The 21,418-nt window shown below is 64.2% G+C and carries 20 protein-coding genes; 5 read left to right on the top strand and 15 right to left on the bottom strand.

Annotation, left to right across the window (positions count from 1 at the left end):
- The first annotated feature begins 37 nt into the window (after positions 1 to 37).
- The 4 genes from AC3WJM_RS01075 to AC3WJM_RS01090 all read left to right on the top strand — a co-directional run bounded on the left by AC3WJM_RS01075 (position 38) and on the right by AC3WJM_RS01090 (position 4,570).
- Positions 38 to 1,414 carry an MFS transporter gene (locus AC3WJM_RS01075; protein ID WP_492271030.1) on the top strand — a complete coding sequence of 459 codons (1,377 nt, stop codon included), beginning with the start codon at positions 38 to 40 and terminating at the stop codon, positions 1,412 to 1,414.
- Between the two features lie 77 nt (positions 1,415 to 1,491).
- Positions 1,492 to 2,166 (top strand): bifunctional 4-hydroxy-2-oxoglutarate aldolase/2-dehydro-3-deoxy-phosphogluconate aldolase, encoded by a 675-nt coding sequence (locus AC3WJM_RS01080; RefSeq protein WP_284988162.1) that lies wholly within the window; start codon positions 1,492 to 1,494, stop codon positions 2,164 to 2,166.
- The gene (locus AC3WJM_RS01085) at positions 2,163 to 3,116 is read left to right on the top strand and encodes a sugar kinase (protein WP_307053963.1); all 954 of its coding nucleotides are present in this window, start codon (positions 2,163 to 2,165) and stop codon (positions 3,114 to 3,116) included. The genes AC3WJM_RS01080 and AC3WJM_RS01085 overlap by 4 nt, the downstream gene beginning before the upstream one ends.
- Before the next feature lie 209 nt (positions 3,117 to 3,325).
- Positions 3,326 to 4,570 (top strand): serine/threonine-protein kinase, encoded by a 1,245-nt coding sequence (locus AC3WJM_RS01090; RefSeq protein WP_307053962.1) that lies wholly within the window; start codon positions 3,326 to 3,328, stop codon positions 4,568 to 4,570.
- 109 nt (positions 4,571 to 4,679) lie between these two features.
- Here the strand turns inward: AC3WJM_RS01090 and AC3WJM_RS01095 are convergent, their stop codons facing one another.
- On the bottom strand, positions 4,680 to 4,937 hold the full coding sequence (locus tag AC3WJM_RS01095; RefSeq protein ID WP_078107972.1) for a DUF6458 family protein: 258 nt from the start codon (positions 4,935 to 4,937) through the stop codon (positions 4,680 to 4,682).
- A 222-nt stretch (positions 4,938 to 5,159) separates the two neighbouring features.
- Here AC3WJM_RS01095 and AC3WJM_RS01100 point away from each other — a divergent pair, with 222 nt between their 5' ends.
- Positions 5,160 to 5,501, top strand: a complete 342-nt coding sequence (locus tag AC3WJM_RS01100; RefSeq protein ID WP_307053961.1) for a YegP family protein — start codon at positions 5,160 to 5,162, stop codon at positions 5,499 to 5,501.
- A 68-nt stretch (positions 5,502 to 5,569) separates the two neighbouring features.
- On the opposite strand, the gene AC3WJM_RS01105 is transcribed toward AC3WJM_RS01100, so the two are convergent.
- The 14 genes from AC3WJM_RS01105 to dop all read right to left on the bottom strand — a co-directional run bounded on the left by AC3WJM_RS01105 (position 5,570) and on the right by dop (position 21,411).
- Positions 5,570 to 6,313, bottom strand: coding sequence for a polyprenol monophosphomannose synthase (locus AC3WJM_RS01105; RefSeq protein ID WP_059389224.1), 744 nt, complete (start codon positions 6,311 to 6,313; stop codon positions 5,570 to 5,572).
- A 437-nt stretch (positions 6,314 to 6,750) separates the two neighbouring features.
- The gene (locus AC3WJM_RS01110) at positions 6,751 to 8,427 is read right to left on the bottom strand and encodes an amidohydrolase (protein WP_492271031.1); all 1,677 of its coding nucleotides are present in this window, start codon (positions 8,425 to 8,427) and stop codon (positions 6,751 to 6,753) included.
- 32 nt (positions 8,428 to 8,459) lie between these two features.
- On the bottom strand, positions 8,460 to 11,357 hold the full coding sequence (locus AC3WJM_RS01115) for a DEAD/DEAH box helicase (RefSeq protein ID WP_492259000.1): 2,898 nt from the start codon (positions 11,355 to 11,357) through the stop codon (positions 8,460 to 8,462).
- 24 nt (positions 11,358 to 11,381) lie between these two features.
- Complete coding sequence (tatC, locus tag AC3WJM_RS01120; protein ID WP_059389226.1) at positions 11,382 to 12,176, bottom strand: twin-arginine translocase subunit TatC; 795 nt, start codon at positions 12,174 to 12,176, stop codon at positions 11,382 to 11,384.
- Positions 12,177 to 12,224: 48 nt separating this feature from the next.
- Positions 12,225 to 12,491: a Sec-independent protein translocase subunit TatA gene (gene tatA, locus AC3WJM_RS01125; RefSeq protein ID WP_059389227.1), complete on the bottom strand. Its 267-nt coding sequence runs from the start codon at positions 12,489 to 12,491 to the stop codon at positions 12,225 to 12,227.
- Between the two features lie 32 nt (positions 12,492 to 12,523).
- Complete coding sequence (locus tag AC3WJM_RS01130) at positions 12,524 to 12,874, bottom strand: hypothetical protein (protein WP_059389228.1); 351 nt, start codon at positions 12,872 to 12,874, stop codon at positions 12,524 to 12,526.
- A 20-nt stretch (positions 12,875 to 12,894) separates the two neighbouring features.
- Entirely contained in the window at positions 12,895 to 14,901 is a 2,007-nt protein-coding gene (locus AC3WJM_RS01135) for a helix-turn-helix transcriptional regulator (RefSeq protein ID WP_492271032.1), read from the bottom strand.
- 104 nt (positions 14,902 to 15,005) lie between these two features.
- Positions 15,006 to 15,401, bottom strand: a complete 396-nt coding sequence (locus AC3WJM_RS01140; protein WP_059389230.1) for an FKBP-type peptidyl-prolyl cis-trans isomerase — start codon at positions 15,399 to 15,401, stop codon at positions 15,006 to 15,008.
- 49 nt (positions 15,402 to 15,450) lie between these two features.
- The gene (locus AC3WJM_RS01145; RefSeq protein WP_306959697.1) at positions 15,451 to 16,395 is read right to left on the bottom strand and encodes an FKBP-type peptidyl-prolyl cis-trans isomerase; all 945 of its coding nucleotides are present in this window, start codon (positions 16,393 to 16,395) and stop codon (positions 15,451 to 15,453) included.
- A 110-nt stretch (positions 16,396 to 16,505) separates the two neighbouring features.
- Positions 16,506 to 17,870, bottom strand: a complete 1,365-nt coding sequence (gene pafA / locus AC3WJM_RS01150) for a Pup--protein ligase (RefSeq protein ID WP_284988171.1) — start codon at positions 17,868 to 17,870, stop codon at positions 16,506 to 16,508.
- A 1-nt stretch (position 17,871) separates the two neighbouring features.
- A complete protein-coding gene (gene prcA, locus AC3WJM_RS01155; protein ID WP_284988172.1) occupies positions 17,872 to 18,579 on the bottom strand; it encodes a proteasome subunit alpha in 708 nt (235 codons plus the stop codon).
- 1 nt (position 18,580) lies between these two features.
- The gene (gene prcB / locus AC3WJM_RS01160; protein ID WP_492271033.1) at positions 18,581 to 19,390 is read right to left on the bottom strand and encodes a proteasome subunit beta; all 810 of its coding nucleotides are present in this window, start codon (positions 19,388 to 19,390) and stop codon (positions 18,581 to 18,583) included.
- Positions 19,391 to 19,468: 78 nt separating this feature from the next.
- Complete coding sequence (locus AC3WJM_RS01165; RefSeq protein ID WP_059389233.1) at positions 19,469 to 19,672, bottom strand: ubiquitin-like protein Pup; 204 nt, start codon at positions 19,670 to 19,672, stop codon at positions 19,469 to 19,471.
- A gap of 122 nt (positions 19,673 to 19,794) precedes the next feature.
- The gene (gene dop / locus AC3WJM_RS01170; protein WP_306960223.1) at positions 19,795 to 21,411 is read right to left on the bottom strand and encodes a depupylase/deamidase Dop; all 1,617 of its coding nucleotides are present in this window, start codon (positions 21,409 to 21,411) and stop codon (positions 19,795 to 19,797) included.
- Positions 21,412 to 21,418 lie beyond the last annotated feature (7 nt).

Consider the following 21,418-nt stretch of genomic DNA (forward strand, 5'->3'; position numbering starts at 1 on the left):
TACGGGCCAGCGGACATCCATTCAAAGGAGTATGGAAATGACCACAGCAGCGAACCTCCCGCCCACGCCAGTGGACCAAAGCAAGGTCCGGAAAGCCGCCGTCGCCGGACTCATCGGCACCACGCTTGAACTGTACGATTTCGTCATCTACGGCACCGCGTCGGCACTCGTGTTCAGCAAGCTCTTCTTCCCGAACATTTCCCCCGCGGCGGCGCTGCTGGCCAGTTTCAGCACGTTCGCCGTCGGATTCCTGTTCCGGCCCCTCGGCGGGATCTTCTTCTCCCACTTCGGCGATCGGCTTGGCCGCAAGTGGGTCCTGGTGGTCACCCTGCTGCTCATGGGCGGGGCGACCCTGGCCATCGGGCTCCTGCCGACCTTCGGCCAGGTAGGGCTCCTTGCCCCGATCCTGCTGTGTGTCTGCCGCGCTGCCCAGGGCTTTGGCGCCGGAGCGGAGCAGTCAGGCGGAGCAACGCTCCTCACCGAATCCGCCGCCCCTGGAACCCGAGGCAAGCTGGCGTCCCTCATCATGGTTGGCGCGGCCGCAGGAACGGCGCTCGGCGCACTCGTGTGGATCGCGGCCCAGTCGCTGGCGCCCAACGACATGCTCACGTGGGGTTGGAGGCTCGTCTTCCTCTCCAGCATCTTCGTGACCATCGCAGCGCTGGTCATCCGGCGCAAGCTGGACGAATCACCGGTCTTCGAAGAGATCAAGCAGGCCCGCACGGAACCCCCGGCACCCCTGCGGGAAGTTGCCAAATACGGCAAGGCCAACGTCCTGCGCGTCATCCTGATGAACCTCGGCGTCAGCACCCAGTCATACACGATCCAGGTGTTCATGGCCTCGTACCTCATCACCGTGATCGGAACGGACCCGAAGTTCATTCCCCCTGTGCTGCTCATCGGTTCGCTCTGCGGCGGGGTCGCGGCGGTCTCCTTCGGAATCCTGTCCGACAAGATCGGGCGCCGGCGCGTCGTATCACTTATCACCGGCGCACTCATCCTGTTCCCGGCCCCAGCGTTCCTGCTGCTGACCACCGGCTCGCCGGTAGCCATCGTGTTGGTGATCGTGGTCGGCTTCGTCCTGGCATGCCAAGGCGTGGTGGGCGTGCACATGAGCTACTTCCCGGAGATCTTCGGTAGCCGCTACCGCTACGCAGGCGTCACCTTGGGCCGCGAGTTCTCTTCCATCATCGGCGGAGGCATCGCTCCCATGATCTGCGCGGCACTGCTGGGGATGTTCAGCAACTCCTGGATTCCCGTGGCGATCTATATGTCGGCGACCATGCTGATCAGCTTCATCGCCACCCGCATGTCACCGGAAACCCTGAACCGCGACCTCACGGACCCCGAGGACGCGGCACACGGCAAAAGCGGGATTATCGCGGTGACCTCCGAAGCGCAGCCCGTCCAATAGCACCCGAAGGGCAACCGACGGCGGCAAGTGCCGCCGTCGGGAAGGCCCGCCAGCCAACCAAGATACGAAGGGCATCCATGTTCCATCTCGAAACCCCGGACACCGTCTCCAGTCCGGCGCCATCCGCCATCCTCCTCGACACCAGGGTCGTGGCAGTGTTGCGGGCCAAGCATGCCAAGGACTACAGCCCCGTCATCGAAGCCCTTCGGGTCGGCGGCGTGCTCAGTATCGAGTTGACCTTGAGCACGCCCGGAGTGTTTGAGGAGCTTCCCCTGTTGCTCGATCGCTTCGGCGATGCCGTGGAAATCGGCGTCGGCACGGTGACCACTCCTGCTGAGGCCGAAACGGCACTCGACCTGGGCGCCGCGTACATCGTTACGCCCATCACCGAACCGGACGTCATCACTGCCTGCACTCGACGCGGCGTGCCCGTCTTTCCCGGTGGGCTCACTCCCACCGAGCTCCACACCGGCTGGAAGCTAGGCGCCACCGCCGTCAAACTCTTCCCCGCATCCACGGTCGGGCCCGGCTACATATCGCAACTCCGCGGCCCCTTCCCTGACATCCAAGTGGTCCCGTCAGGCGGCCTCACTATCGAAGACGTACCTGCATGGATCCGCGCAGGCGCATTGGCGGTGAGCCTGGGAGGGCCGCTCCTCGGCGATGCCTTCAAGGGCGGGAGTCTGCCTGAGTTGACCACGCGGGCGCGACGGGTCCGGAACCTCGTTGATGGGGCGCGTGAATCCCGATGAGTCACGGAACATATGTCGTCACCCTTGGCGAAACCATGGCGCTCATGGCTTCGGACAAGGCCGGCCCGCTGGCCCATGCGGCCACCATGAGCCTCGGCATCGGAGGGTCTGAGTCCAATGTCGCCATCGGCCTGCAACGCCTGGGTGTCCAAGCTGTCTGGTGCAGCCGCATCGGCGCGGATTCCCTCGGCCAGCTTGTAGAGCGGGAGATCCGCGCAGAGGGCGTCGTCGTCCACGTGACGGTGGACGACGACGCGCCGACCGGCCTGATGGTCAAGGAACGCCGGACCCCCACAGCCCAGAAAGTTGCGTACTATCGCTCCGGCAGTGCGGGTTCCCGGATTGCGCCCGACGACGTCGACGAACGGCTGATTGCGGGGGCGGCGTTGCTCCATGTCAGCGGGATCACCCCGGCACTCTCTCCGCAGGCCGCTTCCACCCTTCACTACGCCGTCGCCGCAGCCAAAGCAGCCGGTGTTCCGGTATCTTTCGACCTGAATTACCGCAGCAAGCTCTGGGACGCCGAGGCCGCCGGAAGCGCCTACCGCGAGATCATCCCGCACGTGGACATCGTCTTCGCGGGCCTTGAGGAGGCCGAACTCGCAGTCGGGACAGTCAGCGACGCCGAAGAGGCCGCCAGGCGCATCGCCGCCATGGGTCCGGGCCAAGTGATTATCAAGTTGGGCGCAGATGGCGCGTTGGCATTCATCGACGGCCAACTCTTCCGACAGGAAGCCATGGAAATCGACGTCCTCGATACCGTGGGCGCCGGCGACGCGTTCGTGGCCGGATACCTCGCCGAATTCGTCGAAGGCTTGGGGGCTGGGGAGCGTCTTCAGACAGCCGTCAGAACCGGTGCATTTGTGTGTCTCGTGCCCGGCGACTGGGAGGGGCTCCCCCGGCGCGATGAACTGCGACTCCTCGGCAACCCTGAACCGGTCAGTCGATGAGCACCTTCTTTGTAGGGCCTACGCGGTAGGGGCCTACGCGGCCGCACCAAGCTTGAAGCGATGGGAAGCTCGATCTGGCCCGCCGCGCCGAACCGTAACCTTCCCTCCATTCGGGACGATTACCCCACAGGGGACGAATGTCCATGTCCCCGGCAAAGGGGGCCTAGACTGTACGGGCTCCGTCGGTTCGAAGAATGCGAGGTAAACCCGTGCCGGATGGCCCTATCACTGGAGACAGCGATGCTCTTATTGCGGGTCGGTACAGGCTGGGAACCCTGATCGGCCGCGGCGCGACTGCGTCGGTGTACCGGGCACAGGACGAGAGGCTAGGCCGCGACGTGGCGCTAAAGCTCTTTGCTCCCCAGCTCGGAGGGCCGGACGAGCTTGCCCGGCATGAAAACGAGATGCGGCTCCTGGCGACATTCAACCATCCGTCACTCGTGACTCTCTTCGATGCCGGTACCGACCATCGGGACCCGGAGCATGCCCGGACATTCCTCACTATGGAACTGATTCATGGTCCGGATCTGTATTCCAGATTGCGGGACCGGCCGCTGACGACCCAAGACGTAGCCCACATAGGAGCGGATCTGGCGTCGGCCCTGGAATACGTCCATGGGCGCGGGATCATCCACCGCGATATCAAACCTGCGAATGTCCTCCTGCCTGAAGCCCCGGTAGGGTCACCCATCCGGCCCAAGCTCACCGACTTCGGAATCGCCCGCATCATCGAGGGAACGCGCCTGACGGCAACGGGGACCATGGTGGGAACCGCCGCGTACTTGAGTCCGGAACAGGCCACCGGCTCTGCCCTCGGACCGGCCAGCGATATCTACTCCCTCGGCCTTCTCCTCCTCGAATGCCTGACCGGAAAGCTCGAGTACCCGGGAACCAGCGTGGAGTCGGCCGTTGCGCGGCTCCACCGGCCGCCCCGTGTGCCGGAGGCCCTCGGGACGCGGTGGGTTGACCTCCTCACCGCCATGACATCGACTGAGCCCTCCGCCCGGCCCGGCGCACTGGAGGTTGAGCAAGCACTGCGGGATGCCTTCAGTTCCGGCGTTCCCGCGCCAACGCCCGTTGCCCCGAATGGAGCCACGCAGACCCTTCCCCGCATGCCCGATCGCCCGCCCCGCACCGCGAAGGCCACCGTCCAGATGCGGGTGCAGCCCGCGGCAATGGCGGGGCGGGGGAAGCCCGTAATCCGAGCGCGCCGAAAGGCGTGGGCCGTCGGTGCGGCACTTCTTACCACCGCACTGGTGATTGTTGGTGTGAGTGCCTTCCAGCCGCCTGCGCCCGCCGCACCGGACCCGTCAGTCTCGGCAACGCCCACGCCCAGCACCCCCACGCCGACGCCTTCACCGAGCGTTGAGATATCGACGCCGGTTGCTCCGGCTCCTGTAGCACCGGTGCCGCCGGGGCGCCACAAAGGCAACGGCAAGGGAAACGGCGGTTAGGAACCGGCGCTTGGTCTGAGGACGCGGCAACAATGGGTTTGATCGCCGTCCGGGCACATGGAAAAGGGGAGGGCCGGCACGCCGACCCTCCCCTTCGTTCCTGCTGTTGCTAGATTCCGCCGTCGCGGGTGTCCCGGGTCACGATGCGGTCCCCCGTGACGGGGTCTACTGTGGCGCGGCTTTCGCTGATTCGACGGGTCCGGCGCGGGCCGAACACGAAGAGGGAAACGATCAAGCCGATGACGCCGACGACCATAAGGATGTAGCCGACCATATGGAGGTCGATGAATGACACGACATCTCCGGGGATCGCGAAGGCCAGAATGGCGCCTATCGCAATAAGGAAGATGGATGATCCGATACCCACTGGTGTACCTCCTGCTGAACCGCGGACCCGGCGGTGGCGGGTATTACTAAGCTTACTTTGCATCGCCAAAACTACACGTCGGCGCCCCATCCGGCAACCACATGCCTGCGGAATCCGGGATCTGCGCGGCGCATGGGGCTAAACGCTAAGGGTGCTTTGTTTTGAGGTGACCGGCGGGTACGGTCGTTAGAAGGACGATATGTCTCTATTGGGGAGGTCAGCGTGGCAGGAAAGTTTGAACTATTTGTCGATGCCCGGGAACGCTACAGGTTCCGGCTTAAGGCAGCGGACGGGACCGTCATGGCGGTCTCGAAGGATTTTGAGACAAAACGCGCCGCAGTGGTGGGAATCCGCGAAGTGCGGGCATGCGCGGGAATGGGACTGATCACGGACCTGTGCCCGGGCCAGCCGGCAGCACCCGGACCGGCATCCGGAATCTCCGCGCCAGCCCTTCCCGAAGCGAGGCCGCCCCGGGGCCGGAGTTGGCTGGGCCGAACCTCCATCGCTCGCAAGCGCGGCAACAAAGCACTGACGTCCAAGCGGTGGCCGAACCTGGTCAAATAGCGCCGGACTGCGGAAAAGGCCGGTTCCGCACTCTTCAGAGAGTGCGGAACCGGCCTTGTCTGTTAAAGCTACTTTGAGACCGGGGTCTTCTTCCGGGTCAGCGCGGCCCACCGGGAGGCGAGCCCCCACTTGGTGACGTTGATCATGGCCTCAACAACTATATTGCCGCTCATCTTGGAGGCACCAAGCTCGCGCTCAACAAATGTGATGGGGCATTCGACGATCTTCAGGCCGAGCTTGGCGACCCGCCACGCCAGATCCACCTGGAAACCGTAGCCAACCGATTCGACCTGGTCCAGCTTGAGCGCCTCTAGCGTGCTGCGCCGGAACGCGCGGTAGCCGCCGGTGATGTCCTTGATCTTCAAGCCAAGCATGAGCCGGGCGTAGGTGCTCCCCGTGCGTGAAATCGCTTGACGGTAGAACGGCCAGTTCACCGTGCCGCCACCGGGAACCCAGCGTGAGCCCATCGCAAGGTCGGCGCCGTCGTTGATCGCGTCAAGCAGCAACGGCAGCTGCTCGGGCTGGTGCGAACCATCGGCGTCCATCTCGACAAGGACGTCGTATCCGGCGGCCATGCCCCATTTGAATCCGGCGATATACGCGGCTCCGAGGCCTTCCTTGCCCTTGCGGTGTAGGACATGGACCTGGCCGTCCTCGGCGGCGATGCTGTCGGCTAGCTGTCCCGTGCCGTCAGGGCTGTTGTCGTCGACAACCAGGACGTCTGAGGCGGGCACAGCCGCGCGCAGCCGTCCGAGGGTCTTGGGTAGCGATTCCAGCTCGTTGTACGTGGGGATGATCGTCAGGACACGCAAGAAGAGGCCTTTCCTTGATGGAGCGGTCAGTGGGCCGGAGCAGCAGCGTGGCTGGCATTCAGGCGCAACTCTCCATTATAGAACGACAACTTAACGTACCTGGGGACACCTGTGGCGTCCGCCACATGGGTCGCACTTGGCCGCGGGCAGGCCCACTAGCGCAGGTCCAGTGCCGGCACGCGTGTTGAACTCGAGGCCGAACCGTTTTCTGCGGCGCAGTGGACCTGCCCACTACGAGTGCCACGGTCTTGGAAAACGGGTCCGTTGACTGTTTTTGGCAGCGGACCCCACCGCGGCCAGACAACCAGGTATTTCCTGTGGAAGCCTGTTGACCCTAAATGCTACGGACTTCACAAATCCTGTCAAGCGCCGCCTGAGCTGGGGCTTTATCTATACATGCAGGTCAGGGCCCCCAGGACCAGCAAAGCTATCTGCAACTATGACCGCAAAATTTCGCTCGCGAAGATCTCCTGGCCTTCGCGTACGGTCTGCAGGCAAGCGGGATCGCTACCGCTGTCCAGCGCGGGGAGGAGAGGCGTCCGTGCACGTGGATCGGTAGACCAGGACTGGACGCGGTCGTCGGCCACCTGCACCATCAGCTCTTCGACTTCCCACACCGCAAAACTCGCAGGTGCCCCGGGAACCAACTGTCCCATCAGCGGATTGCGCTCTTTGCCTGCCCGCCAACCGGCCCGGGTGTGTCCGAGGAACGCTGCCCGCGCCGAAATGCGCTGATCCGGATTGCTGTGTTCCAAGCATGCCCTGACGCTGGACCATGGGCGCAACGGGGTGACCGGGCTATCGCTTCCGAAGCACACCGGCACGCCAGTGGAGTAATACGAAGCGAAGGGGTTCATGGCCACGCTTCGCGCCCCCAGGCGCTGCTCGTACAGTTTTCCCGCCCCGCCCCAGGTGGCATCGAAGGCGGGCTGTGCGCTCACTGTGATCGAATATTTCGCAAGCCGGGCGAGATCGCTGGCATCGGCCATTTCCACATGCTCAAGACGGTGCGCGGCGGCACGGACCCGCTGCTCCCCCACCTCCGATGCGGCAACGTCAAAAGCGTCCAGCGCCGTCTTCAGTCCTGCGTCGCCAATGACGTGGAAGCCTGCCTGGATACCGAGCGCTGAACAGGCCGCAATGTGGCCGGCGGCTTCGTCGACGGAGACGTAGAGGCTTCCACGGTGGCCTGGAGCGTCGGCGTAGTCTGCGCTGAGGGCAGCCGTTCTCGAACCGACGGAACCGTCGATGTTCAAGTCCCCCGCCAGGCCAAGGACGGGCACGCCCAAGCCTTCCAGGATGGCAGAGGCGTGCTCGGCCGATGTGGCGAGTTCGCCCCAATAGGGAAGGATCCCGGGCACGCCCGCGCTGCCCTCCTTCCACGACGCAGAGTTCCACGACGCAGACATCCGAAGGTCGTCGACGCTGCAAATGTGCGGGGCCGCCATCTCGGCCAAGGCGACATAGCCGTGGGCCGCAGCCTCGCGCAGGGCCAGTTCCTGGTATCGGCGGCGCTCGGAGTCGGGGAACTGCCTGGCGACCAGCCGGGCCGCGGCGTGGGCGGCCCTCAGGACGTGCGCCGAACCGTCGTAGCCATCGAGGCCGTCCAGCCCGGCCGCGGATGCCAAGGCGGATGAGGCAAGAGCCGAGTGCGCATCTACGCGCGCCAGGTACACCTTGCGCCCGCCCGCCGCGCGGTCGAGCTCCTCGGGCGTGGGCAGCGTCTTTTCGTACCACACCGACTCGTCCCAACCGTGGCCAAGCACGACGCCGCTGGTACCGAGTGCCTTGGCGGCCAGGGCGACGGCGTCGAGCAGCTCCCGCGCCGAGCGGACCCCGGCCAGGTGGAGGGAATCGGAAGCAATTCCGGTCTCCGTGAGGTGCATGTGGGAGTCTACGAAACCGGGCGCCAGCAAGGCTCCCCGGAGATCGATCACCTCCATCGATGAGTCGGCAATCGATGTTGCAGCCTGCTCAGAGCCAACCCAGGCAACAGTGTCACCGTCAACCAGCATTGCCGTCGCGAAGGGATCAGCGGCTGTGTAGACGGAGCCGTTCCGGTACATCGTGACCTTGCGGGGCCGGGTTTCGGCGGGCACGCCTGGATGAGTCATGGATATGCTCCTTGCTGGGAATCTGTGGTGTGTCAGGAGACGTTGGAGTAGGCGACGACGCCGCGCCGGACCAGATCGATCGCTTCGCGGCACATCTTGGTTTGGCGCCGTTCGAGCCCTGGAATCTTCGCCATCTGGTCCAGCAGGTCGATGACCTGCTTCGCCCAGCGCACAAAGTCGCCTGCAGCGAGGTCGGTGCCGCTGAGGACCTCCTGGAGATGGCGGCCCTTCGCCCACTTGAAGATGGGCCAGACAAGTCCCAGCTCCGGTTCGGCGGTGAGCGGGAGCCTGTTCTTGTCCTCGACGTCCTCCAACGCAGACCACTCCCGGACCACGATGTCCACGGACGTTTCGAGGGATACGGACGGCATTTTGGGTCGCAGGCCGCGATCGTCGCGCTTGGCTTGGTAGACCATCGTGCTGGCCAGCGCAGCCAGTTCGGCGCCATCGAGGTCCTTGATGGCCCCTTGGCGGATGGATTGGGAGATCAGTAGGTCTTTTTCGCCGTAGATGCGGCGCAGGCGCTGGCCGTCCGCGCTGATGGTGACATGGCCGGCGTCGGACGTCTGGAGGTAACCGTAAACGGCGAGGACATCGCAGACCCGGTCAAATGTCTTCGCGATCGTATTGGTACGGCCCTGGATCTGCCGGATGAGCCCATCGGTTTCATGCCGCAGTTTCCACCAGCGTTCGGCCCAACGGGCATGGTCCTCACGCTCGCTGCAGCCGTGGCACGGATGGGCTCGCAGTGCCCGGCGAAGGTCTGCGATCTTCTTTTCCTGGTCCGGCATGTAGCGGGCGCGCCCGAAGTCCTCGCTCCGGTTCGTGCCGCGGGCCGGCGGACGCCCCTCCCGCACGGCATTCCGCATGGCGGATGCCAGATCACGGCGGGATTTGGGCAGCTTGGCGTTGAACGCCTTGGGAATCCGGATCCAGGACACGGGATCAACCGGCCCTTCGACTTCGTGGGCACCGATCCTGTGAAGCTGGTTGTCTTCCGTCAGGACCGCGGGCCGAGGTTCGCGCGAGTTCGGATCGGCATTGAGCACGACGGCGTAACCCGGCGTGCGTCCGCCCGGAACCTTGACGATGTCGCCGGGCATGAGCCGGCTCAGGGAGTCAACGGTCAGCGACTTGCGGGCCCGCGAGGTGCTCCTCGAGGCGAATTGTTCTGCCTCGCTGAGATCCCGCCTGAGCTTGGCGTACTCGGTGAAATCGCCGAGGTGGCACTTCATGGATTCGGCATAGCCGGCCAGGGACTCTTCACGGCTTCGCACCTGCCGGGCCAGCCCGACGACTGAACGGTCCGCCTGGAACTGGGCGAACGACGATTCGAGGATCTGCCGTGCCCGGGGCCGCCCGAACTGGGCAATCAGGTTGATGCTCATGTTGTAGGTAGGGCGGAAGCTTGAGTTGAGCGGATAGGTGCGCCGCGAAGCGAGGCCAGCGACGGCAGCAGGATCCGTACCCGGTTGCCAAAGCACCACTGCGTGGCCTTCGACGTCGATTCCGCGCCGTCCCGCCCGGCCGGTCAACTGGGTGTACTCCCCCGCGGTGATGTTGACGTGGGCTTCGCCGTTGAACTTGTCGAGCTTCTCCAGGACGACACAGCGTGCGGGCATGTTGACGCCCAGGGCGAGGGTCTCCGTGGCGAAAACGGCTTTGACCAGGCCATCGGCGAAGAGTTTCTCGACGACTTCCTTGAAGGTCGGCAGCAAACCGGCGTGGTGCGCCGCGAGCCCGCGGAGCAGCCCGTCGCGCCAACTCCAAAAGCCCAGGACATCGAGGTCGTCGGCGGGAATCTCCCGGCTCGCCTCGTCCACCCGGGACGCAATGATCTGCTGTTCGCGCTCGGTCGTGAGCCACAGCCCGGCCGCGGCACACTGCGCAACAGCTCCGTCGCAACCGGCGCGGGAGAAGATGAAGGTAATGGCCGGAAGCAGTCCTTGACGGTCCAGGCTCGCAATGATCTGGGGCCGGCTGGCCTTGCGCACCGGGCTGCGCTGCTCACTGGCTGTGTTGTCACGCTGGCGGTCCTGCCGCCGGCGGCTGCGTCCGCCATGGCCAAAGCGGCCGCGGAAGTTCATCTGGCTTTCCGCCCGTGCCATGGAAAGTAACTCCGGGTTGACCTCGAATTCCCTTTGCGGGGGATTCCTGTCGGGCTCCCGCACTGGCTCCGGCACGGATCCTTCGCCGTCTGCTGCCTCCGGAGCGATCTCGTCAAAGGTGGTATCCCCCGCGAAGAGATCAACGATCTCACGCCCCACCATGACGTGCTGCCACAAGGGGACGGGACGGTGTTCGGAGACAATCACGTCGGTGTGTCCGCGCACCGTGTCCAGCCACGCGCCGAACTCTTCCGCGTTGGACACCGTGGCGCTCAAGGAAACCACTTGCACTTCGCTGGGTAGGTGGATGATCACTTCTTCCCAGACTGCGCCGCGGAAGCGGTCTGCCAGGTAGTGCACCTCATCCATCACGACGTAGCCAAGGTCCCCCAAGGTGTCCGAATCGGCATACAGCATGTTCCTCAGGACTTCAGTGGTCATCACCACGATCGGAGCCTCGCCGTTGATGGTGGTGTCGCCGGTCAGCAGTCCCACGCTTGAGGCACCGTACTTCGCCGATAGCTCGGAGAACTTCTGGTTGCTCAGCGCTTTGATCGGCGTCGTGTAGAACGCCTTGAGCCCGCGTTCGAGGGCCAAGTAGATGGCGAACTCGCCGACGATTGTCTTCCCGGCCCCCGTGGGCGCCGCTACGAGTACTCCCTTGCCTTCCTGGAGCGAACGGCACGCGTCACGCTGGAAAGGGTCAAGCTCGAACTCCAGCGACTGGGCAAAGGTGCCAAGATAAGTTTTCGACTCGGCACTCCGTTGCGCTGCTGCTTGAAAGGCTTCTGAGGGCGAAAGGGCCCCTGAATTGGAGGACATGCTTCAAGCCTAGTGGCCGTGGGACTACAGGTTCTCCAGATCGGAGGCGGGTGTGGCGAGGTCGGCCGTGGCTTCCGTCTCGGCGGCAATCTTCGACTGCTGGCGGGCGCGACGTTTGTCGTTCAGCATGCAGAGACCAATCGCGGCGAAGAACAGCACCAGGAGCGGGCCGGCAAGCATGAACATTGACAGCGCGTCAGCACCGGGCGCGGCAACCGCTGCCAGGACAAACACGAGAAAGACCGTGATGCGCCAGGCCTTGAGGATGGTCCTGCCGCTCAAGACGCCCGCCATGTTGACGCCCACCAGCACCACCGGTACCAGGAAGGCGATACCCAGGAAAAGAAGCATGTGCGTAGCGAACGTCAAGTACTGGGAAGCGTCGATGTTGTTGGCACCGTTTTGTGGAGTGAACTGCAGCAGTGCCCGCACGACGTTCGGAATCACCAGCCAGGCGACGTACACGCCAACCAGGAACAATGGCACAGCGGCGGCCATGTACCCGAGCGTGTACCGGCGTTCCTTCTTGGTCAGGCCGGGAGTGATGAATGCCCAGACCTGGTAGATCCAGATAGGGCTTGAGAGTACCAGGCCGATCTGGATAGCAATGCGGAGCTTGAAGTCGAAGGGATCGGCCACGCTAGCGAAGTTCAGGACCGCGGTGCGTTTGGTCTCCTGCGCGATCTTGACCAATGGATCCGACAGGCTGTTGACTACCGGCTCATAGAGGAACCACCCTGCCACGGCGCCTAGGAGAATGCCGATGGCAGACTTGATCAGCCGGTTCTTAAGCTCCCTCAGGTGGTCTAGGAGCGCCATCCGCCCTTCGGGGTTGGCTTTGCGGCCCGTCTTCGTTGCCACTACTGCTTAGCTACGGCTTGCAGGCGGAACGTCGGTGTCGTTGCCGCTCTTGTTCGCTTCGGGGTGGTTGACCACTTTGCCTTCAACGGGGTCCGTGTCGTCCTTGGCCGCCGGCTTGCCGTCGTTCTTCATTTCCTTGACTTCGGATCTGATGATGCGCATCGATTGGCCGAGGCTGCGGGCCATGGCAGGCAGCTTGGGTGCCGCGAAGAGCAGCAGGGCCACGATGATGATAATGACAATTGGCCAAGGGCCATCAAATAGTCGTCCCACGGGAAGTCCTTTCGTTGGAATACATCCTACGTCTAACTGAAATCGATGTCGTGCAGAGACTGGGGTTGGCCCCGTTCCGCTTTGCGCTTAACGCGCTTCTGGCGACGCACTTCCTGGCGGGAGGCCTTGGCCGTCACGTAATCATGACGCATCTGTTCCGGTGAGGCAAAAACGGCCGCACCGAACACTTTCACTGGAGACTCGCCGTCGTCGTCGGGGCGTTCGGGAAGGTGCGTGCGGTGCCCCAGCCGCTCGCCTGCGGCACTCAATTCACGCACCGTGGCCATGAACTTCCGGAAAAGCCGGACGCCCAACAGGACGTAGCAAAGCAGCGACACCGCGATCAGCGCGAGCCATAAAAGGATCCAGGACCACCAAGGCATCTGAGTAGTCTAACCAGCCTTCATTGCTTGTACTGCGCAAGTGCGGCAGCCAGCCAGGCGACCGAGGCGTCGGCAAGCCCCTCTGGCGCCAGTATGCGGGCCGCACCGCCGTGCTGTGCGACAAACATCGGCAACCAGTCCGCATTTCCGAACCGGACCTCGGCAAGCAAGCCGCCGTCGGGAAGCACGGCCGTCCGTTCCGCATAATAGTCATCCGCCAGCCCCGCGCCTTGCCGGGTCAGCTGGAGCACGACCACCACGTCGTCGTCGTTCGGTGTGTACAGCTTCACCGGGACGCCCTCCTCGGTGCTTGCGCTCTTGGAAACGGAACGGCCGTTGGGCGCGATCTCCTCGATGCGGTCCAGGCGGAAGTTCCGCAGCCCGGCTTTGCTGTGGCAGTACGCCTCGAAGTACCAGGTGTTGTCCAAGGAATAAAGCCGGAAAGGGTCGACGTCCCGTTGGGACACGGAGTCGTGCTGCTGCGACAGGTAGCGAAGCCGCAATTGGCGGCCTTCCTGGATCGCGCGGGTGATGGTGTCGAACGCGCCGGAGTCGGCCGGGGCGACGGGCGGGCCAGCGACTGCCGCCGCCAAACGGCCGGCCTCCCCTGCCGCGCCGGTGAGCTTCAGTGTTACTGACTGCAGGGCTCCGCTTTGCTCGTCCTCCGACATTCCGGCTTGGGCGGGAAGCCCGCCCAGGGTCGCCAAGCCCGTCAGCAGGGCGGAAGCCTCATCAACACTGAAGCCGATGGGCCGGTTGAGGTCGAGGTGCTCGCGGATGTAGACGTGCTCGTTTTCCCAATCGATATCGAACAAGTCATCCGGATAGCCTTCGGGGCGGCCGGAGCAAATCAGGATCTTCAGGTCCTCGACTAGTTCCTCGCGGGTGACACCGAAACGGTCCGCCACTTCCTGGATGGGCAGGCCCTGGTTATGGACAAGGAAGGGGACCAGCTGGAGCATGCGGTTGAGCTGGTCTTCCGAGGTCCGCTTACGCGCCCGCGGTGCCGGTCCGGCGTCTTCGAAGCGGACCTCGACGGCGGGGCCCGAGGCGAACGCGGCGGCAGCCTCAAGGCGACGGATCACGGCGTCGCGCAGCTCGGGAGGTCCCTCCACGAGCACGTGGGGACCGTAGGAGGCCAGTTCTTCGGCGAGCAGTTCGCTGTCCCGGTACGGCACGGAGAGGCGGTCCCTTCCCATCCGGGAGCCACTGACGCCTCCGGCTCCGCCGACACCCACCGCGCGCTTGCGAAGACCCAGCAGACGGCCTTCGGCGACGTCGAGTTGGGCCTCCTGCAAGGGAAGTTCATTGAGGCCGTCCAGTTCGGCACGGGTATCAAACCCTGGGGGGATTTCGCAGTGATACGCCGTCTCAACGTGAACATCGCTCGTCATCCGGGACAGCCTGAAAAACCGTTTCGCTTTCCGGCCCCTGTCGTAGCCCACCAGGTACCACTGGCCGAACCGGCTCCCGAGGCCCCAGGGCTCTACCATCCGGCGTTCGTCTTTGCCGGTACTCGCGGCACGGTAGCCAAAACTCACAGGGTGCCGGCCGTTCATGGCCACGATGATGTCGTCAAAAGCCTGGCCGGCGGGCTTGATGCGCGGTTGGACTCCGGCGGGGAGTTCGACGTCGGCAAGGTCGCCGGAAGCCTGCAGCTTACGTAGCGCGCTTGCGGCGGCAGAGCCAAGCGCCGCGCGTTCCCACAGCTGCGCGGCCAGAAGCAAAACCGTACCCTCGGCCGGCGTCAGGTGCACGTACGGCAATCGATTGGACTCCTTGCCGATCCGGTATCGGGTCGAAGCGGGATCGTCCGAGCCGAAACCGTGGTCAAGGAGCGTTTCGATGTCGAAGCCAAACCGCTTCAGCTCCGCCTTGTCCCGCTCAAACATGCGTCCGAACGCGACGTCGCTCTCGCCGGAATCGTGATAGACCTGCTGCCTGAGAACGGCCCGTGACAGCCCGTATTTCGTGTTCAGAAGGGCGATCAGCAGGTTCAGGAGTCGTTCGGTACGTGATGCGGGCACGCCTGCTACGTTACTAAATTCCTCCGGCAAAGGCGGAAGGGGGGGGGGGGGGGGGGGGGGGGGGATTTCTCCGGCTGCAGACGCGCCTTCCCATGCTGCGAAACCTAGCGGACTGCTACGAGGTCCACCACGAAGATGAGGGCTTCGTTGGGCTTGATGGCCCCGCCCGCTCCACGGGAGCCATAGGCAAGCTCGGACGGGATTTCAAGGCGACGGCGGCCGCCGACCTTCATGCCAAGCAGGCCCTGGTCCCAGCCCTGGATGACCTGGCCGACTCCCACGCGGAAGTCCAGCGGTGCGCCGCGGCCCCAGGACGCGTCGAATTCCTCGCCGGTGGACCAAGCAACGCCAACGTAGTGGGTGGAGACGGTGTCGCCGGCCTGAGCCTCGGCGCCGTCACCAACGATGATGTCCTTGATAACGAGTTCCGTCGGGACGTCGCCCTCCGGGAAGTCGATCTCCGGCTTAGTGCGGTCGTAATCGCGCTGACCAAATGACATGGGTACTCCTCAATTTGATAGGGACGGTGTTATGGAGGTTTGCGGATGCTTACTGGGCGCCCAGGATGTCCACGACGAAGACGAGGTCGCCTGTGGGCTGGCCCTGGGCCGCGGCGCCGTCGCCATACGCGAGGCTCTTGGGAATGACCAAGAGGACGCGGGAGCCGACCGTCTTGCCGGCAAGGCCTTGCGTCCAGCCCTTGATGACGCCGTTGAGCGCGAAGCTGGCGGTTTGGCCCTTGTCGTAGCTGGAGTCGAACTTCTTGCCATCAGCCAAGGTGACGCCGACGTAGTTGACCGTCAGGGTGTCCGTTTCCTTGACGACCGCGCCCTTGCCCTTGATGAGGTCCTGGGCGACGAGGGCCGACGGCGCCTTCGCGCCGTCAACGGAAATCTGCGGAATTCCCTTGTCGTCGACCTTGACCGTGGGGAGGCCGGCGGGCGGGGTAACGGTATCGCCCTCGGGCTTGTCCAGGGGCTTGACAGCGTCCTTGACGCCGGTGACCTTGAAGACCACCAGCTGGGATGACGTTGCCGCTGCTTCAGCCGAAGCAGGAGTTCCCGGGACGGCGAAAGCGATGTCGGCGCCGACCTTCGCACCGACCAGAGCGTTGTAGAGCACAGCGCTGCCGGTCTTGAGCTGGTCGTTCAGTTCGACGGGCTGGGACCCTGTCGGGAAAGTGTCTTCGAGGGTCTTGCCGTCCTTGCCATCGACGGCAATGTAGGTGATCTGCGCCACCTGTCCGGCCTTCACCTTGTCGCCGGTGCCGTCGCTGACCATTTTGATGGTCGGCTGCGTTACGTCCAGCGGCTTGTTGAATTCCAGGCCGGGTGCCTTCTTGTCTCCATTGTCGGAGACCTTAAGGGAATCCAGCTTGGCGACTTCGCCGGCGGACTGACTGGTGGGCTCCGGGGTTGCTGTTGGTGCCGGGCTTCCGCCGCATGCGGTCATCAGCAAGAGGCCGGGGATAAGAATTGCTAGTAGACGTCGCACAAATTGAACTTTCGTCGGGGCAAAAGGAGGGCATGGACGGGCCAGGCTCGGCCATGCGCGTAGAGGCCTGTTAAAAGGCCAACCTCCAGAGTAGCGGGTGAAGCTGGGAGTCAGCTCATCGAGTCCAGGAGGGCATCTACTCTTTCGTCGACGCTGCGGAAGGGATCCTTGCACAAAATCGTCTGGTGCGCGCGGTCGTTCAACTTCAGATGGACCCAATCCACGGTGTAGTCACGGCCGAGTTCCTGGGCGCGCCGGACGAAGTCGCCGCGGAGTTTTGCCCGGGTGGTCTGCGGCGGCGCATCCACTGCATCCTTGATATCCGTGTCGGCAACCAGACGCCGCGCCGCGCCGCGGGACTGGAGCAGGAAGAAGAGCCCGCGCTTGCGTGAGATGTCGTGATACGTCAGGTCCAATTGCGCGATCCGCGGGGAGTCCAGGCCGATTCCATGGCGGCGCATGTACCCATCCATCAGCTTCTTCTTGATGGCCCAGTCCACTTCCGTGTCTATTCCGCTGGTATCGCCGCTATCGATCGCGTCCAGCGTCCGCTCCCAAAGATCCAGGATGAGCGGCACGTGCGGATTGTGGGCTCCATTCGATGCGACAAAAGCGGTGACCTTTGCAAGGTACTCCCGCTGGATGTCCAGGGCCGTCAGTTGCCTGCCGTTGGCCAGGCGAACCAAGGCCTTACCGCTGAGATCATGGGAGATTTCCCGGATGCTTCGGATGGGGTTCTCCATCCGCATGTCCCGCATGATCACTCCGGCCTCAATCATGCGCAGGAGCAGATCCACCGTTCCCACCTTCAAGAGCGCGGTGGTCTCGGACATGTTGGAATCGCCGACGATCACGTGCAGACGGCGGAAGAACTCGGCATCGGCGTGCGGCTCGTCACGGGTGTTGATGATGGGGCGGGATCTCGTCGTCGCCGAAGACACGCCTTCCCAAATGTGGTCGGCACGCTGGGAGAACGCGAACGTGGCCCCGTGGGGCGTCTTCAGGACCTTGCCCGCACCTGCGATCAGCTGACGCGTGACGAGGAAGGGAATGAGGATCTCCGCGAGCCGCGAGAACTCGCCCCGCCGCGGAATCAGGTAGTTTTCGTGGCTGCCGTAGGAATTGCCGGCGGAATCGGTGTTGTTCTTGAACAGGTAGACCGTTCCGTTGAATCCCTCCGCCGCAAGCCGGGCCTGTGCTTCATCAACGAGGTCATCGAGGATGAGCTCCCCCGCCCTGTCGTGGGCGATCAGCTGCGCGAGGTCGTCGCATTCCGCGGTGGCGTACTCCGGGTGCGAGCCGACATCCAAGTACAAGCGCGAGCCATTCGTGAGGAAGACGTTTGAGGAGCGTCCCCAGCTCACTACTTTGCGAAAGAGGTACCTGGCCACTTCCTCGGGAGCCAACGGCCGTGAGTCGGGGCTCGAGTACGAAATACCGAACTCCGTTTCGATCCCGAATATCCTCTTGTCCATCTCAGGCCTCCCCTGCCAGCAGTTGCGTGATTTCGTCAGCCCTGAGCCGCCGGAATGCCCTCCGGGATCCGCGCCCGCTTTCCGGACTCCGGTCCAACACCGCGGCTTCGACTGCCGTCCCGGGAAGCGCGTCCACTTCCTTGTCCGTGGCCAGCGCCTTGACGGCCAATCGAAGCGCCCCGGCCAGGCTGAGGTCAGCCTTCCAACCGCGGCCCACCGTCTCGGCTACTTGCTCGGCCAAGCCGCCCATCACCACAAAACCGTTCTCGTCGGCAATCGAGCCGTCGAAAGTCAGCCGATAGAGGTGGTCCTCGGCCTGCGTGTGCCCGACCTCTGCCACCGCCAGTTCGACTTCGAAAGGTTTTTGTTCCGCAGTGAAGACGGCGCCAAGGCTCTGCGCGTAGACGCTGGCCAGACCGCGTGCGGTGACGTCCTCGCGATCGTATGAATAGCCGCGGACGTCGGCGTAGCGGACACCGGCTTGCCGAAGACTCTCAAACTCGTTGTACTTCCCCACGGCTGCGAAGGCGATCTTGTCGTAGATCTCACCGATCTTGTGGAGCGACGGCGAAGGGTTTTCAGCCACCAGCGCGATGCCGTCAGCGCAACTGATCACGACGACGGACCGGCCGCGGGCGATGCCCTTCCGCGCGAAGTCCGCGCGGTCCTTCATCAGTTGTTCGGGCGAAACATAAAACTGCTGGGTCATCTCAGGCCTCCCGTCCGGCGACTGCGCGCGATTCAACGATCGCGCCGGCGATCGCTGCCAGCTCCCGTTCCGACACCCTGCGGGCACCTGCACGGTTGACCGTGTAGACCACCGGCCAGAGCTGCCGGACCGGGTCCGGACCGCCCGTGGCGGAGTCGTCGTCGGCGGCGTCGTAGAGGGCTTCAACCGCGACGGCGACAGCCTCGTCTTCGGTGAGGTTCGGCCGCCACAGCTTCTTCAGGGCGCCGCGTGCGAAGACCGAACCCGAGCCGACCGAATGGTGCTCCAATTCCTCGTACCGTCCCCCGGTGACATCGTAGGAGAAAAGCCGTCCCACGCCGGCTGCCTGGTCGAAGCCCGCGAAGAGCGGGATCACCGCGAGGCCTTGCATGGCCATCGGCAGGTTTCCCCGGATCATGGCGCCAAGCCTGTTGGCTTTGCCGTCCAGGCTCAGCAGAGTGCCCTCGATCTTTTCGTAGTGTTCCAGTTCCACTTGGAACAACCGCGTGATGTCGATGGCCAGGCCCGCGGTCCCGGCAATTCCCAGGACGGAGTATTCGTCGGCCGGGAAGACCTTCTCGATGTGCCTGCTGGCGATCACATTGCCCATCGTGGCACGCCGGTCCCCCGCCATCAGGACGCCACCGGGGTAACTGAGGGCGACGATCGTTGTGGCATGGGGCACGGGGGGAATCTGTCCCGCGGGCAGCGCTTGATTAAAGGGGAGGAGTTCAGGCCTGGAGCGTTGCAGATGCTCTATGAACGAAGACGTTGCTTGGGTGGCCGGGTGGCCGGTTGATGGATCCTGCATTGCTGCGCTCCTTCGACTCTGACATCCGATGCCCGGCGGCCTCGCGCCGGCCGGGCCCTTGGCTTAGCTGGCGGCTGGCTATTGGCCGCCCTTTTGCACAAATGCCCTGACGAACTCTTCGGCGTTCGATTCAAGCACGCCGTCGATTTCGTCGAGGAGATCGTCCACGCCCTGCGTCGCTACCGAGGCCTGGGCCTCCGGCGCTGCGGGCGGCGCCTCGGGGGCGTCGGTCTCTACCTCGACGTCCCGCGACTGCGGTTGCTGCTGCTCCTGAGCTGCCATTTCCTTCTCCATTCTGTCCATCCCCGGCAACGGGGACTTCCTGTAATGCCATACTGCCACGGGGCGGGCCGCCACGCTGCGGTTTTAAGGGCCCGTTTGACGCCCTTTAGCCGGCTGCTTGTTCAGGCAGGCGGGGCCGGGTCCAGGCCGAGCAATTCGCGGAGGAATGCGCCCGCCGTGTCGTGTTTCCGAAACAGTTGTCCGGTGAGTGCTTCCGTGCCGCGGAGGGGTTCCCGGGTGGGCACGCGCTGCAGTTTTCCAATGCCGGGAACGTCGAAGATGACCGAATCCCAACTGGCACCGACCACGTCCTTGCCGAAGCTGGAAACACACTTCCCGCGGAAAAACGCGCGCGTGTCCGGCGGCGGTTCGACGACAGCGCGGCTGATGGCGGCTTCGTCCACGATTGTCTGCATGCGGTCGCGGGAAAGCATCCGGTAATAGAGGCCCTTTTCCGGCCTCACGTCGGACCATTGCAAATCGACGAGGCCCAGGCGGGCATCGTTCCATTCCAGGCCGTCACGGTTCCGATAACCATCCAGCAAGGACATTTTGGCGAGCCATTCGACCGATGACGCGGCACCGGCGGGGTTGGTCCCCAAGAGCCCCAGCGTCGACTCCCACCGTTCCAGGACATCCCGGGTGTGGCCGTCTCCGCTGAAGGAATCAGAAACCCCGGTTTCCTGTCCAAGTTTGGCCGCTGCCTCGTAGTACATCCACTGGATATCGAGCGCTGTGACGCGCCGTCCGTCAAGAAGCCTGACCGTGGCAGTCAGGGAGGTGTCGTGGCTGATTGCCTGGAGGCCGGCCACCGGCTCATGCACCTCGATCTTCGGAGCCTGGCCGGCTTCGATGAGGCTCAGGACCAAAGCCGTGGTGCCGAACTTCAAGTAGTTCGACACCTGGCTCAGGTTGGCGTCGCCGATGATGACATGCAGGCGCCGGTATTTGTCCGCCGTCGCATGCGGTTCATCCCGGGTATTGATGATCGGGCGCCTGATGGTGGTTTCCAGTCCCACCTCGGCCTCAAAGAAATCCGCACGCTGACTGATCTGGAATCCGGCGGTTGAACCGTCCTGGCCCTTGCCGAGCCGTCCGGCACCACAGATGACCTGGCGCGTGACGAAGAAAGGCGTCAGGCCGCGGACGATGTCCCCGAAAGGTACCGACCGTGGCATGAGGTAGTTTTCGTGGGAACCGTAGGACACAGATTTGTTGTCGGTGTTGTTCTTGTAGAGGTTGATGGCCGGCAGATCCGGATCCGCGGCGACTTTCCGAACCGTGGCCAGGGCGACGAGGTCGCCGGCCGCGTCCCACGCGACGATGTCCCGGGGATTCGTGACCTCCGGACTCGAATATTCCGGATGGGCATGGTCCACGTACAGGCGCGCCCCGTTGCCGAGGACCATGTTCATCAGCAACGAGCCTGACTCGTCGCCGCCGTCGGCTTCGAGCTCTTGGCGCCCGTACGCCAAGGCGACTGCCTCGGCGTCGAGCACGGGGGGCCTGTCCGTCAGCTGGCTGGGGTCGGCGGCACTGCGCTCCACCGTCCAACCGCGTGCGTCATGCAGGGGCTCTTCGTCCGTATAGTCCCAGCGGGTCTCGGCCCCGCCGGCCGCCCGCTGTCGCGTGAGGTTGGCGTAGGCCTGGATGATCCGCGCGGACATCATCGTGGCGTTCGCCCCCGGAGCGGAGGGCGCATGGATGCCGTATTCAGTTTCCGAACCCATGACCCGCATGGCCCCG

The sequence above is a fragment of the Arthrobacter sp. FW306-1B-G06A genome (genome assembly GCF_058781765.1).